Here is a 15172-nt window from a genome sequence, read left to right as displayed (position 1 = left end):
GCAACGAGATTATTGAAGATTTAATTAGTTCTTCTCTAAGAGAGATTTTAAATAGATCGTTAACTCTAGATAGAAAAGATCAAATTGCAATCCATCAAGAGTTTAAAGAATGGATTTATGGAAGAACAAATGAGGAGGATATTTGGGTAATAGATCATCCTATCAAATAATTAAATCTTCAATCCCTTTTCCACTAATATAGATTCCCATGTTCAATGCTCATGTTGACGCTACCTAACCATAATTAACTCTAAATTGCTCAAAAGGCAGATCAGTTTTACCTTCGATTTCTTTTTCTAACGAGATCCACCATTCCTCTTCGTCTAATGGCACTTCATAAAACCTTATTGCAAAATGTGCGTTTATTTCATCAATACATTTAACCCCTATTCATCTAATGCTTCTTGCTCTGAATCAAAAACTCCTTCACCTTCACCTTCAATAAAAACACTGACTTCCCACCAATTTTTACTTTCCCATTCTGGTAATAAATCAAGTAATGCTTGTGGAGCAACAAGTTCTACTGACCAATTTCCACCACCTCTAAACCTTTCATTTCCATCTAAATCGTCATCATTTATGTGATCCAAATAATTGTCTGCTCTCATCCTCTCAACTTGTTCTGGATTGAATTTTTTTCCAATCTTCTATTTCTTTTTTAGTTTTGTACATTTTTTAATCCCCTATTTCAGAAATGTAAGCAACTTAATGAAGGTCGCAGGAAACGAACCAACAATGAGTGCCACTGCTCCAAAAACAACCGCTACGATTGCAGCATCTACTAAAAGATCTTTCCAGTTGTATTTCATTTCAAAGTGACCATTTCTGGAGTAGTGCATTCAGTTGGATATGAAATCACATTCTTTGCTGTAAATCCTGCACCTATCGCAACAAGTCCAAGTACAAAGATCCATTTAGATCTCTCACCAGAGAGCAGTCTATTCATAAAATTGACGTACTGATGTGAAGTTTCCATCAACAATAACAAAAATGTTTTTTATCTAATGACCTTCAAAACTATTAAAAGTATTTGCCTGAGTTTTTTTGCACTCCTAATTATTTTCTATCCGTCAAAAATAGATGCTCTATCGCCTGAGTGGGTTGAAGTTCCAAAGAGTCAGTATGGAGAGCAATTATGGGATAAGAACAGCGTTCAAAAAAATCAAGATGGATCCATACGTGTATTCAGTAAATTCATTCCTAAAAGCACTACAGACATTACTCAAGACATTCTGTACACGATGGATGTCAATTGTTTGGAAAATTCTTTTAGAGACGTTGCAGTAGGAGAAAAGAAATTTAATGAGTTCAAGAATCAAGATTCTGAATGGAAAAATCCTAATGGAGATAAATTAATTTTGGGTGTTATCGAACAGGTTTGTACTTTTGGAAGTTAGAGACAAAAGAAGACTACAAATGTCTAACAAATAGCGACCACATTGCTAGCATATGACTAATACGCACCTTTCATTATTACTTTCATCCCTTTGCATATTTGGATTAAGAAACCGTGTTAAAGACATAACTTGAAAACTACGACTAAAATAAAACGAGTGGTGACTAACTTGCGACTAAAATACTCAGACAAGATCTCCATATTGATTAGAATTTAACAAAAGATTAATGATCTATACTCCGAAGATGCATACCAATACCGACTACAGAACTTAGCCTTAAAAGCTATGCATAACATTGGGTCTAAGGAAGGAAATAAAACAGGTTAATACTGGGAAACAGTACTAAAAGATATATCTCTTAGTCCTAGGTAGCAACTTAGTAAAGGCTATGAGGGGTCAAACAAGTCCTAGCTAATACGCTAATAGTGAAGAAAAATAATTTTGTATTTTCCTCAAACCTTCACGTCATCTAGTTCTGGAAAGAGCATGTTAATATAAGCCATTATTATCACAACCAACGGAGGCATATTTGTTTTGTCTTCTTTAGTGAGTCGCTTAATCTCTGACAAAAAACCCTTAGCTTCTTTTTCACTAATTTTGTATTCTGGATTCTTTTCTACTTCGTCAACTAGAGACTGAATTTGATTAGCTGAATCCATTAACTGATGTATTGTTCTATGCCAATAAAACGAATGAGATATTTGACTACAAGTATAGGTTAAGAAAACTTATCATCTCTTTTAGATCAGGGCTACGACTTCAAACATTTTTGTCAAAATCAAAGTAGCTATTAGCCAACTAAATCTGTTAGAAGCTAAAAGAGAAGTCCGCTATGTTTTGTCTCTTGTCTATCTCAGTAACTTCTCCTTGTCATTAGAGCAACATTGATGGACTAAGTATTAAAAACTGGCAATCTGAACTTATGAAGCAAATTATTTCGATTAGACTTATCGCATCACGGGACTTGCTTGTGCTTGAGGGTTAAGTCACGGTCATTCCTAATGGAAGAGTAGCTATTAGCTATGAAGCTTGGATCAAGTGACTTATTGTTTCAGCAGGAATGGATTGTAGATAGGATATTCAAAAAGCAGTCCGTCAACATTATCGATTTGGTGATTAATTAACACTGTATGGACTCTTAATATTGATTCCGTACTGTATTGCGATACCTTCTATATCATCCATGCAAAGATCAGAAAAATAATGCGAATACGTTGAAAGGCCTGGAAGCTTTCGTACTTTACGTAACCTATAAAGATTGCTCTAGAAATCTTGAGAGCAGGTTTTTCTTTTATCATTTGATAATGACTTTATGCTTGTTGAACAAAAGTATTTGAGGAGTTGTCTTCTCAAACTATTAAGAGGAAATCTTTACTAGATCTTGGTAAGTTAGAAAGGATATATCTATGTGCATTTTTTATTGTTTCTTTACCAGAAAAAATATATGGAAAACTCAGAGAAACAAGAACAAAGAAAGAATAAATTCAAGGATATAAAGATATTCAATGTTCCATTTAAGCTAGGAGAAATCAAAGAATATATTACTATTACTACTAACACTCCTTCGCAATCTACTAGAGAACAATTAATTGATCAGGCAATCAATTACCATTTAGAAGGTAATATTTCAGAAGCGAGAAAATATTATCAAAAATTAATAAATCAAGGATGTAAAGATCAAAGAGTTTTTTCTAATTATGGAGTCATCCTGAAAGATCTTGGCGAATTAGAAAAAGCAGAAGTATCAACTCGCAAAGCAATTGAACTCAATCCCAAATACGCAAATGCGCATTACAATCTGGGACTCATATTGAAAGCACTTGACAAATTAAAAGATGCCGAATTATCAACTCGCAAAGCAATTGAACTGAATACTGAATTCACAGAAGCACATTCCAATTTGGGACTCATATTGAAAGCTCTTGGTAATTTACAAGAAGCCGAATTATCAACTCGCAAAGCAATTGAACTCAATCCTAATTTCGCAGAGGCTCATTACAATCTAGGAATCATATTGAAAGATCATGGTGAATTACAAAAAGCAGAATTATCGACTCGTAAAGCAATTCAAATTAATCCTAGTTTGGCAGATGCTCATTATAATCTAGGAAGTATATTGAGAGATCTTGGTAATTTACAAGAAGCAGAAGTATCGACTCGTAAGGCAATTCAACTGAATCCTGACTACGCAGAAGCACATTTAAATCTAGGTAATATACTACAAGATCTTGGTCAATTAAAAGATGCAGAAGTATCGACTCGTAAAGCAATTGAACTTGATCCTAAAAATCAATCTATTAAAAATAATTTAATCAATTTACTAACTGTATACGAACCAAAAATCATTAGTTCAAATCCTTTATATGTAATAAATAAAAAATTCAGAAATCTCATTCTTCGCAAGCAAGATAACTATGTTATAACTGATAGAGAGGCAATACAACTTTACAAGGATGGACTAAAGATTTATAGAAAATATAATTTGAATCTAGAAACATCTTTAACACAAGCCTATAAAAGAAATGAAATAAATCTAAATTGCAAAAGACATATGCTAATTTTCAAGCAAAAGAAAATAATTCCTGAATTTTGCTTTGGATGTTATAAAGTTCAAGTTGAAGTAAATTCAATAATAGAATTAATCAAACTATTTTTAGTTTTCAACACTCTAGAACTTACCAATTACAATACTAGAAAATGTATGATCGAACTCCGACCTAATATCTCAGGTTTTTATAAAGGATTGATATATTGTTTAGGTTTAAACGAGGCATTAGAAATATCTAAAAAGTTAAATACTCAAATTCAAAGTAATATTAGAATTGATTTAATATCCAAAGTAAAAAGAGGATGTTCTGAATATCCGCTAGAATTCCCACAATATAAAGAGATAAAAACTTATGGAGATCAACCAATGAATTACAATGAAAACTGGAGCAGAATCGAAAAAGAATTCGATCAAGGCAATAAAAATTGGGGTAAATCAAGCAAAAGTATTGAAGGATTTAATTTAAATAACTTTCTTATAATGAGAAACTGGATCGCATATGCGCAAAAGATAGGAGATCAAAGTGTAAATAAAATTACTGATGAACAAATAAAAGGACCTAGAAGTTTCAATTATTTGAATAAAGAATTTCAGTCTACGTAAAACCCAAAAATAACAATTAAACACCACTCAATGGTTCCCACCCCAAATCGTACTTGCAAAACCAGGCATAACTTAAGTAATTTTTCTTGAACAATTTTGTGAAACATTTATGAAAAGAATAGGAAACATATCCGAACACATATCTTGTTGTTTAAGACATCGATTTAAAGATTACGTTAAAAAGGATTCAGGGTAGTAGTAAAATGGTTGTATCAAAAGGCAAAAGAAGAAATGGAGGGGTCTGGGAAAGAAAAGAAAGGAACTGAAGTAAGGACTTTTTCAATTCCATTTGCTTACGAAGAAAATCCAGGAAATCTTACTCTTAATACAAACACTCCTTCTAAACTATCTAATGACCAATTAATCAAACAAGCATTTCAGTTTCATTCACAAGGAAATATTTCAGAAGCAGCAAAACATTATAAACAGATAATAAATCAAGGATGTCATAATCACAGAGTTTTTTCTAATTATGGAGCAATTTTAAAAAATCTTGGCCAATTACAAGACGCAGAATTATCTACTCGCAAAGCAATTAAACTTAACCCTAATGACGCAATGGCGCATTCTAATCTGGGAGGCATATTGATAGATCTTAGAAAATTACAAGATGCAGAATTATCTACTCGCAAAGCAATTGAACTCAATCCTGATTTCGCAATGGCACATTACAATTTGGGAAACATATTTAAATTTATAGGGAAATTACAAGACGCAGAATTATCTACTCGCAAAGCAATTGAACTCTACCCTGATTTTGCAGAGGCACATTCCAATCTGGGAGGCATATTGAAAGATCTTGGCAAAACAAAAGACGCAGAATTATCCACTCGCAAAGCAATTGAACTCAACCCTAATTTCGCAGAGGCGCATTCTAATCTGGGAGGCATTTTAAAAGATCTTGGAAAATTAAAAGAAGCAGAATTATCCACTCGTAAAGCAATTGAACTGAATCCTAATTTTGCAAAAGCATATTTTTCTCTATCGACTCTTCAATATTCCAATCATAATACAAGGTGGAAGGATCAACTATTTTCTAAAAGTATCTTAAAAAACAAAGTAAAAAAAGATCAAATTGATATTTACTTCGCAAGAGCAAATATTCTTCATAAAGAAAAAAAATACGAAGAAAGTTCTAAATACCTAATTTTAGCTAATAAACTAAAACTTGATATCAAAAAGTCTATACCAGAAAAGATTTTTAATAAATCTAAAGTATTACTTCTTGAATCTAATAAAAATGAAATTAATAAGAAAAAATACGCTAAAACTCCACAGAGTATTTTCATTGTAGGTATGTTTAGAAGTGGTTCTACATTATTGGAATCAATTCTTAGTATGAATACTAGTGTTGACGACTTAGGGGAGACAAATATCCTTGAGGAATCATTTAAAGAATGGACAAAAGATAATCAGAGACTCAGTCTCTCTGAAATATATTGGAGAAAAATAACCAGTAAAAAAAGTAAATTAAATACCACAACTAATAAATTATTATATAACTATCAATACGCAGGTATTATCTCCAATCAAATATATAATGCAAAAATCATTCACTGTTTTCGACACCCTTTAGATAATATTCTTTCGATCTACAGAGCAAATTTTGCGAAAGGAAATGAATATTCATCATCCCTAATTGATTGCGCGCAAGTTTATTTAGATCAAGAAGACTTAATGACACAATATAAAAATAGATTTAGATCAAAAATTTATGATTTAAATTATGACTCATTAGTCAGTAATCCTACGCAAGAAATAAAATCTTTAATTTCTTGGTTAGGTTGGAAATGGAACGATTCATATTTGCAACCTCATCTAAATCCACGCTCAGTTTCAACAGCAAGCAATGTTCAAGTTCGTTCTCCAATCAATTCGAAATCTATGGGTGGATGGAAGAACTACAAAGAGTTGCTGAAACCTGCTATTGAAATCCTTAAAAAGACTAAAAAATATCGAGACTTATTTGCTTAAATAATCAAAGACAAGACAATGTCACAGCATATTCCAGAATTTTATAAATCCATTTTAGAAGCTTCAGGACAAGGTAAATTTTGGGATGATAAGTTCAGAGCAAAGACATTAGAATCAACTAGAAATGGACCTTAATTCTTTTATGAATAGTTAGCTTTTTACTTGAGGTTGAAGTCACAGTAACCCTTAACGAAAGAAACCGTATGAAACTTGAGGTAGATGACTTAGTTGATTTCCCAGTAAGAATGGAATTTAAAGAGGATATATATACTCAGGCAGTCAGCATTATAATTTGATGGTTAAACTAGACACATCCTTGCTAGTCAAATTAACCGCATGACTAAATTTATTGCAATCAGTATCGTTGCAATTTTTGTTCTTTCTGCTTTTGCAGGATTGTTTGGAACACTTTTATCCAGCTAATCAATTTTCTCATGACTAAAAAAATCTATAGGAAATATAAATAATCTGATACTTGTTCTTCTGATACTGATTATGTAGACCGTCTCTAGTATGAAATGATTGAGGCAAAAGAATGAAACTTATAGATAAGCACAATCTGCTCATTGCCTGGTATCAAAAAAACTAGGTTTGAGGGACTATGGATTGCTTTGGCTTGTTTTTTTTAAAGGCGTATTTGTCGCTCTAATAGTTGAAAGTTTAATTTTGCACTAAATGTTCGATCGACAAGGTCTATTGGAATATCTAAGTTCACCTGAAGTGATTAATAAGATTAGTCTAGGAATTATTTTAATTGGAGGTATTAACGCAATCCTTGTGAGTTATAAGGTTAGGTATACTTATGGTGCTGGAAAAAGTAAAAGCAAAAAGCTAAAAATTCAATAAGCTAAAATCGATAAATTATCACCTAAACAAGAATAGAATATATGCCTTTTTAAAAACTATGGAAACAGACATCCAGAGGTAGATATCTAAATATTAGACGTGTCATTTTTTTTCCATTAATAGTCTATTCAGTTTATCTTTTGATTGATAGCTTTATACCTTTGTTTATGGTCGGATTTGTAATTTAGTTATTGTATAGCTGGACTGATAAAAGGAAATTGTAGTGATGAAAAAATTAGATTCATAGAACTGATCAAGTAGAGATAATCTTTTTGATTACTATTCTTTGTAGCTTTACTTTTCCTAGCGTGCGCATAACTCATTCAGATTGACCAAGAGATCAATCTGACTATCTATATGATTAAGCAAAGAAGAAAAAACATTCATTCCTTATTGGCCAAAGAAAGTTCGAGATGACTAATTATTTCTTGTGCTGATTATCATATTTTTATTCAATCTCACCAATAGTTAGTTCAATTTCTTTCTTCCTCTTATCAATATGTTTATAGACCTTTTTGCAGTAGTCGAGAACATGCTCAAGGGATTTATCAGAATCTTCTTCGCACTTGGCTCGTTCAAGAATGTAGATCATGATCTCATTTGATATTTCAAGTCTGATTACCATTAAGTGTGAAGAATGAAATTTCTTTGATGGAATCATCAAAGTGGGAACCTACAGAAGAAGAGGAGAAAGTCATGAAAGTAATTTGGCTGCGAGTGAAAGGTGCATGCGATAAATTAAAAGAGGAAACAAATGCTTAAAGAAATGTCCAATCGTTATTACTCATGAATAATATTGAAATCTCTAAAAGTTTTAACGAAGAGAATTTAGAAGACAAATGAACCAAAGGGTGAATTCAAAGCTTGAAATACCAAATAACGAAATACAATGGAGATTCTCTAGATCATCAGGAGCAGGTGGACAGAACGTAAACAAGACAGCTAGTCGAGTTGAAATTTTCTTTAACGTCTCTGAGTCAAAAACTTTAACTCCATACCAAAAACATAGAATCTTAATTCAAGATGAAGTTAAACTCATTAATGGTTGCATATGTATAGCTGTTCAGGATAAAAGAACTCAATATCAGAACAGACAATTGGCTTTAAGTAGACTTGCTTCAACCTTGAGAGAGCTTTTAAAACCACCTCCAATCAAGAGAAAAGAGACTATACCTACACGCTCATCACAGAGGAAGAGGGTTGAGTCAAAGAAGAAACGAGGTGAATTAAAGAAAAGCAGACAATCAAAAATAGATTTTTGAAACGATTAATAGAAATTGGCAAGACTGACTTTTATTTGATTTAAGTAATCATATGTTCATGTTGTGAGGAATATCTGTTTGATTACGCATCTTTTCGTAAGATAAGGGGGTAAAAATGTTTACCCTTAATTAAATAAAAAATATGTTTTAGTGATTATCTTTTTCCATCTTCTATAAAAACCACCACATCTTAGAAAGAGAAAAAATCTTCTTTTTGTCTTTCCTTGATCTGTAAAAAATTAGTATTTTCGGAACTATTATTTATTGATAATAGAGGTTGAACAAAACTAATCTTATTTATTTTAATTTGAGATTCATTTGATGATTTTATTTTAGCAATTGATGCTATAGACTTTGCCGTTTGATTTTCTGTCTTGATATTGACCTGAGTCTTTTTCATTCGCTGATATGAATTTTGGGTAGCTTGAATTCCTAAAAAACTTGATCCTCCTATTGCTATAAGAGCAAGACTAGTAATTCCCAATAATTTTGAAGGTGATAAGAAATTTAATTTTTTAAGATTTAGCTTTTCTAATTTTTCTTGATTCACTTTTGCTGACTCATAAGTAATTTGATCTTTTAACTTTTCTTTGACTAATTCAAGATGTGAATTATCGTCTACTTTTTTAAAAAATTGATTTATTTGATTGTCTAGGATATTATGGAAAAAATAAACTACTAAAGTAAAGACAATTAATAGTAAGAGTATCAATATTACATCTGTAGGAATTGAAATTGTACTTGTGTCAGTTAACTGAAGTTCAGTGATTCCAGGAGACATGGAAAATCTCTAACTCTATATATTAAAACTACCTATAAAAAGTATGGCTAGACTTCTTTACTTATCTATTTAATTCTAATGCGTATTAATACTTGCTTGTTTAGCTGAAAATGCAACAATGATGGGAAAGCGTGATCATCCTATGATATTGCCTACTTATTTATCGATAAAATTTATTTATGCAACTTTTTTTCTTCTTCATTAATCACTTCAACGAATTCTGGACTGAATAAAGAAAGTGCGTCGTCTTCATCTTCATCATGTCTATCTTCTACTGATTTATCTTTAATTTTTTTAATAGGTTTGACTAGATTCAGTAGCTGCTCAGCTTCCTTGATACAGTCGTTTCTATAGGAGTTACCTTTTTCTCTTCAGAAGGAAGAGAGCTACTGGCTAAGATTCTTATTAGATTTTTTAGAGAGAAAAAAAACTTTTTGCAAGTATCCAATAAATTGGTTAGCTCTTCTCTAATGAACTGTTGAGAATCTTTTTTTATAAGGTAAGTTGTGAATGTCCATCCAGTAAGTATTATGAAAAATAAACTTATCGATATCGTAATAAGATTCAGCATTATTAAAAATTAGAGTCAACTATTTATACCTAGACTTTGTAGCTATTTCAAGCTAGAGAAAATTTCTTCGAGCTTCAAAAAGTTTTCTTAGATTGTTTTGCTGCAATAGTTGTTTCACAATATTTCCTAAAGCCTTCATTAGCTGGCTTTATATCCTTAACTGCGATACATAAGTTTAGTAGAAGATATCAAAGATGCCTGTTGTCACTTATCTAAAGAGTAAGCAAAAGAACATTCAATCAAAATATCATCAAGTTACCAAACGATTTGGGTCGAAATACGAGTTAATCCATCGGAAGCTAACATCAAGGTTTCACAGAGAACCAACTGAAACAGAACTCATTCGCTACAAAATCAATAATTTAATAACTCAATCTAAAGAATCTATTGAAAGCAAAATTAATTCAACAAAATTTATACCTGTTTTTTCAAGAACGTCTACTAAAAACAATGATAGATTTTATCCAGACATTATAGATTGGTTTCAGGGTAGATTCTCAGGACAAACAATTAGAATTATTGTAAGGGAAGGCAAAATAATTGAGAAGGTTTTTTTATCTCCTAAAGGCAATAAAATTTCTATAAAGAGAAGTAAGTTAAGGGCAAGGATTAGATCAATAATGACTAAGCAGATCAAGTTGAGGTTACGGATTAGATCAATTCGGCTTGTACAACGTAATCTGAGATTGATTGATATAAAACAATTTTGATCTGTTTAATTCAGCTGCGATCTTTTAACAAGCTCAACCCTAAACCTTGTAAACTGTTGTTCACACAGAAATATAACAATACCGAGTGGAGCATTCCTATCCTTACAAATAATGAAGTGCTTTAAATGCTGAAATAGTCTTACTCCCATTAGATAGAAATTAATCGCGATGAAAGAAGCAAAGTATTTCTCCAATTGCGTTTTACTTATAAATATTTTTTATTAGTAGAAGAATAAACAAGTAAAGAGTTATAGCTCACACGAAGATATAAAAAGGGGAAAAGTGCATTGACTCTTAAGATGATCGAACAACTCCTCACACAATAGTTCTGTTATAAAAGCACTCGACTTCGCGGAAGTTGGGTGCTTTTTAATTCTTGATTTTTAAGAATTAACACATGTGACAGTTGAGAAACTCATCTGCTCATACTTGAGACACTTAAAAACTCTAATATGTTGAATTTGTGAGGAGTTGAGATCCTCCGCAGTGGAAACAAGGAAACACTTGCGACTGATCTTTGAAAAGCCTGCTCTTGGCAGGCTTTTTTGTGCCTAGTCATTCTTATAACCAATTTTATGTGCTGGATTAGTAATAAAAAGAATCATTAGAAAAGAGACGTTTGCAGGCAAGGAAAGTTTTTTTAGCAGTAAAAGAGTCATGCCCTGAGTCACATTGAATTTCTCTTGATTCTTACTCATATTTTTCTTACAAAAGAAATAAAAGTTAGCAAATTGTTTAGTCTTTTAAGACCTGGGGTACTCGTACAAACTAATTTCCTCCATCCCAGTAAATTTTGTTATTTGATGATTTGTCCCATCTCAGTTTCCTTTCTAGAGGTATTGACATTCAAAACTGCACAATAAATATCAAAGTCATTTTCAGTAGTGGGATTTACCGTAGAAAGTATATTTTGGTATCCATCAATGAAATTATTCAGACAACAAAAAAGACATAACCAGAATAAAATAATAAAGCAAACTTCAAAAGATTACATTGAAGAAGTGATGTGAAAGTGAAATTATTAATCTATAATAAAAATTTTATAGACATTAATTCCTGCTCCACTGAAGCTCTAAAAATACTAAGCTTGGAATTGCCTCATAGCATTGAAGAAATTTTAGTATTTGATAATGTTGAAATCCTATAGCAAACTTATTTGAACCTCACAAGATATTATAATTAATTAAAAACTTCTCAAAGACAAGTTTGCTTTAAAGAGATCGTATGTAATCATTGAAGAAACTTCTGTTTTATTTCGCTAAATATTTAAATGAAAATGATTTCAACATTAGTAGTAAAATGACTATTATCAAAAGATAAACAGGTATAGATGGAACAATCAAATAACAAAAATCAAGGTGCAAACGAAATTTGTGAGATAAAAACATTCTCAGTTCCTTTTGCTTTAGGAAAAATAAAAGAGAATATTTCTATTTCTACTAACACGCCTTTTACACCTTCTAAAGAAGAAATAATTAATCAAGCACTAAATTTTCATCTAGAGGGTAATATTCAAGAAGCAGTAAAACTTTATGAATGTTTCATCAGCCAAGGTTTTAAGGATCACCGAATTTTTTCTAATTATGGAGTAATTTTAAAAGGTATTGGGAAACTAAAAGAAGCAGAAATATCTACACGCAAAGCAATTGAAATTAAACCTGATTTTGCAGACGCCCATTTGAACCTGGGAAATATATTGAAAGATCTTGGTAATTTACAAGAAGCAGAGATCTGCTACAGAAAAGCAATCAAACTGAATCCTACTATCGCGGAAGCGCATTACAATCAAGGAAATATATTGAAAGATCTTGGCAATTTACAAGAAGCAGAAGTATCCACGCGCAAAGCAATTGAACTGAATCCTAGTTTCGCGGAAGCATATTCCAATCTGGGAAATATATTGAAAGATCTTGGTAATTTACAAGAAGCAGAAGTATACTTTCAAAAAGCAATTGAACTTAAACCTAATTTCGCCGAAGCTCATGTTGGTATAGCTAAAATTCTTCTCCAAAGAAATGAACAAGATTTATCTATAAAATATTTCTCAGAAAGTGCTAAATTAATTCGAGGACAAAACAATAATGAATCATATCAAGAAAGATTTACCACAATTAGTAAAGCTAAAATAGATCATGATATTGAACAATTTGAATATTTAGTTTCGCAAGGTTATGAGAACAAAAAATTTACTGATCTTGCCAATCTGTATAAAAAAATTGCTCATGAAATTAATTGGCCGTCCGAAACACAACTGATTTCACTAAATAATAAATATCAAAGCCTTCTTAAAGAAAGTTATAATCGTATAATACACCGAGTAGAGGCACCTAAATTAAAAAAAGAGGCCATCAATAATGGATTAAATATTGAGAGAATTACAAATAATTATTTTAACCATGAATTCGGACTAACTTACATCGATGATTTCTTAAATACTACAGCTCTAAAGAGTCTCCGAAAGTTTCTACTAGGATCAACAATTTGGTTTGATGTTAAAAGGGGTGGTTATCTGGGAGCATATTTAAAAGAAGGTTTAGCTAACCCATTAATTATTCAAATAGCAGAAGAGCTAAGAAAAAAATTCCCAAAAATCTTCAAAAATCATCCCATAAAAGAGATATGGGCTTACAAATATGATAGTCGCGCGAAAAATAGGGATTCATCACTTAGTGGTATCAATATACACGCTGATTTTGCCGCTATAAATGTCAATTTTTGGATTACTCCTAAGGAAGCAAACTTAAATTCTGAGTCTGGTGGATTAATCGTCTACGACGTAGAAGCACCAAAAGAGTGGGATTTTAATACTTATAATCGTAATGAACAAAAAATACGAAACGAGCTAAAAAAGAGTAAAGGAAATACAAAAGTGATTCCACACTACGAAAATCGTGCTGTTATCTTTAATTCAAATTTATTTCATGAAACTGATAATTACGAATTCAAAGAAGGATATGAGAATCGTAGGATTAATGTCACGATGTTATTTGGAAATAGAATAACTAGTTAGCTGGGTTTGCTCTGGTTCTTACTAATAAATAAGAAGTGATTAAAGAGCACTAACAATTATGATTTGAAATAAGAAAAGCAAATTATAAATTTTTAGTTGATATATAGCTATATTTTATAGCCAATCATCCCCATCCAATAGTTCCAATCATATATGGGGTACAAAATCTAGTTATAGAAAGAGGTTAGTTTTCAGAGAATCACCGAAAGAAATCACGTTGAGGTGCATTTTTGTAAGTTTTATTGCGTTTATTCTATGAGAACTATTCCCACTCAATAGTGCGTGATGAAATCATTAAGTACTCAATAGGGATTAGCCCCCTACTTTATCAAGTAGAACTTTAGTTAAAGCAAATATTTGACATTTACGAAGATTAGAAAATATTTTGTTTTTATACCTCAAGCAATTCTAATACTGTCTGAATTGCTTGTTATTAGATCAGAAAAATTTTATGTTTTATTAGTTGTAAAAATGAGCAATGAGAATACAACCATTAGTTCTAGCTGCAACGCTTCTTTCTCCAATGGCAGCAATGGCAGATGGATATCATCACCAGAGGAGATACACAACTCAACGAACTTGCTACAAGGAAATCTACAAAGAAAAATATGTCTCTGGAACAAGATCATCTAAAGGTTATGTGAAGTCCTAACAGCACAAGGTGGAAGTACCTTGTTCTGCATTGAGTTGGAATCCACCTATTCGCATATATCGTCATCACCATAATCACGTTCATTATTCCCCTAATGCTCATCGCAGGTATTACAGACCAACTGACCAGCAAGTATTAGTATCGCGCAGTTATCGAACTAGTAGAGGAAGCTGTAGTTCTAGTATTGCAACCACTGGAGGATTACTTGGTGGTGGTCTTGCTGCTGCAATTTCTAAAAAAGATGCTTATGCATGGTCTATTCCTTTAGGAGCTTTTCTTGGCATGGGCATTGCTAACGCTGATTGCTAATTAGGAAACTTTCTGAATCTTCCCCTTGACGGATTTGACTAGAAAAGGAAAAGGAGCACACTCCTCAACAAACAGTTCTATCAGAAAAGGAAGGAACTCAAGGACGCTGATGCAGCAGGGTGCCTTTCTCAATACAAAAAATTCGTTAAAAGAAAGATAGACACAAGATCAACTCATGCCCCTTCTTCCTAGATGGCAATACATGACCGATGAACCTAAGTCGATGGTCAAGGAAGCTGGAATCTCTGCACTGGCAATGATTTTTATAATAGGAAGAGTGAGAGCATTTCTAGCATTAGCGATTGTTGGTGTAGTTGGTTGTGCGAATATAAGTTTCTTTCTAAAAATGAAAGTTCTTATTTATCTTCCCATTACCATCCTTCCATAGGTGGCAACGAATATTGATTTCAATAGATATGAGGCTAAGTTTGATTTAATTCAAGAAAAAACTAAGCAGAAACTTAAAGACTTGACGAACACAAATATCATGAATAGTATGTCTGTACTAA

At 31.9% G+C, this 15172-nt stretch carries 15 protein-coding genes; 9 read left to right on the top strand and 6 right to left on the bottom strand.

Annotation, left to right across the window (positions count from 1 at the left end):
* Positions 1-386: 386 nt before the first annotated feature.
* The 3 genes from AC6EIZ_RS08160 to AC6EIZ_RS08150 form a co-directional block, all read right to left on the bottom strand.
* The gene (locus AC6EIZ_RS08160; RefSeq protein WP_498510332.1) at positions 387-608 is read right to left on the bottom strand and encodes a hypothetical protein; all 222 of its coding nucleotides are present in this window, start codon (positions 606-608) and stop codon (positions 387-389) included.
* A 75-nt stretch (positions 609-683) separates the two neighbouring features.
* Positions 684-809, bottom strand: coding sequence for a hypothetical protein (locus AC6EIZ_RS08155; RefSeq protein WP_498510331.1), 126 nt, complete (start codon positions 807-809; stop codon positions 684-686).
* On the bottom strand, positions 806-946 hold the full coding sequence (locus tag AC6EIZ_RS08150) for a hypothetical protein (RefSeq protein ID WP_498510329.1): 141 nt from the start codon (positions 944-946) through the stop codon (positions 806-808). The genes AC6EIZ_RS08155 and AC6EIZ_RS08150 overlap by 4 nt, the downstream gene beginning before the upstream one ends.
* A gap of 58 nt (positions 947-1004) precedes the next feature.
* On the opposite strand from AC6EIZ_RS08150, the gene AC6EIZ_RS08145 reads away from it, so the two are divergent.
* A complete protein-coding gene (locus tag AC6EIZ_RS08145; protein WP_498510328.1) occupies positions 1005-1397 on the top strand; it encodes a hypothetical protein in 393 nt (130 codons plus the stop codon).
* Positions 1398-1849: 452 nt separating this feature from the next.
* On the opposite strand, the gene AC6EIZ_RS08140 is transcribed toward AC6EIZ_RS08145, so the two are convergent.
* Entirely contained in the window at positions 1850-2056 is a 207-nt protein-coding gene (locus AC6EIZ_RS08140) for a hypothetical protein (protein ID WP_498510326.1), read from the bottom strand.
* A gap of 785 nt (positions 2057-2841) precedes the next feature.
* Here AC6EIZ_RS08140 and AC6EIZ_RS08135 point away from each other — a divergent pair.
* The 3 genes from AC6EIZ_RS08135 (at position 2842) to AC6EIZ_RS08125 (ending at position 7368) form a co-directional block, all read left to right on the top strand.
* Positions 2842-4548, top strand: coding sequence for a tetratricopeptide repeat protein (locus AC6EIZ_RS08135; protein WP_498510324.1), 1707 nt, complete (start codon positions 2842-2844; stop codon positions 4546-4548).
* Between the two features lie 231 nt (positions 4549-4779).
* Entirely contained in the window at positions 4780-6522 is a 1743-nt protein-coding gene (locus AC6EIZ_RS08130) for a tetratricopeptide repeat protein (RefSeq protein ID WP_498513237.1), read from the top strand.
* A gap of 675 nt (positions 6523-7197) precedes the next feature.
* Positions 7198-7368: a hypothetical protein gene (locus AC6EIZ_RS08125; RefSeq protein WP_498510322.1), complete on the top strand. Its 171-nt coding sequence runs from the start codon at positions 7198-7200 to the stop codon at positions 7366-7368.
* A gap of 448 nt (positions 7369-7816) precedes the next feature.
* On the opposite strand, the gene AC6EIZ_RS08120 is transcribed toward AC6EIZ_RS08125, so the two are convergent.
* On the bottom strand, positions 7817-8029 hold the full coding sequence (locus AC6EIZ_RS08120) for a hypothetical protein (protein WP_498510320.1): 213 nt from the start codon (positions 8027-8029) through the stop codon (positions 7817-7819).
* A gap of 178 nt (positions 8030-8207) precedes the next feature.
* Between AC6EIZ_RS08120 and arfB the strand changes: the two genes are divergently transcribed.
* The gene (gene arfB / locus AC6EIZ_RS08115; protein WP_498510318.1) at positions 8208-8630 is read left to right on the top strand and encodes an alternative ribosome rescue aminoacyl-tRNA hydrolase ArfB; all 423 of its coding nucleotides are present in this window, start codon (positions 8208-8210) and stop codon (positions 8628-8630) included.
* Between the two features lie 190 nt (positions 8631-8820).
* Here arfB and AC6EIZ_RS08110 read toward each other — a convergent pair whose 3' ends face one another.
* Positions 8821-9411, bottom strand: coding sequence for a hypothetical protein (locus tag AC6EIZ_RS08110; RefSeq protein ID WP_498510316.1), 591 nt, complete (start codon positions 9409-9411; stop codon positions 8821-8823).
* Positions 9412-12022: 2611 nt separating this feature from the next.
* On the opposite strand from AC6EIZ_RS08110, the gene AC6EIZ_RS08105 reads away from it, so the two are divergent.
* The 4 genes from AC6EIZ_RS08105 (at position 12023) to AC6EIZ_RS08090 (ending at position 15051) form a co-directional block, all read left to right on the top strand.
* Positions 12023-13702 carry a tetratricopeptide repeat protein gene (locus tag AC6EIZ_RS08105; RefSeq protein ID WP_498510314.1) on the top strand — a complete coding sequence of 560 codons (1680 nt, stop codon included), beginning with the start codon at positions 12023-12025 and terminating at the stop codon, positions 13700-13702.
* Between the two features lie 478 nt (positions 13703-14180).
* Entirely contained in the window at positions 14181-14354 is a 174-nt protein-coding gene (locus tag AC6EIZ_RS08100) for a hypothetical protein (protein ID WP_498510312.1), read from the top strand.
* Positions 14355-14363: 9 nt separating this feature from the next.
* Positions 14364-14663 (top strand): hypothetical protein, encoded by a 300-nt coding sequence (locus AC6EIZ_RS08095; protein ID WP_498510310.1) that lies wholly within the window; start codon positions 14364-14366, stop codon positions 14661-14663.
* Between the two features lie 175 nt (positions 14664-14838).
* On the top strand, positions 14839-15051 hold the full coding sequence (locus tag AC6EIZ_RS08090; RefSeq protein WP_498510308.1) for a hypothetical protein: 213 nt from the start codon (positions 14839-14841) through the stop codon (positions 15049-15051).
* The last annotated feature ends 121 nt before the right edge of the window (positions 15052-15172 follow it).

The organism is Prochlorococcus sp. G4PB16, from assembly GCF_059772465.1.
Note: the sequence above shows the minus strand (reverse complement) of the source record. Positions and strands in the feature narration are given on the sequence as shown.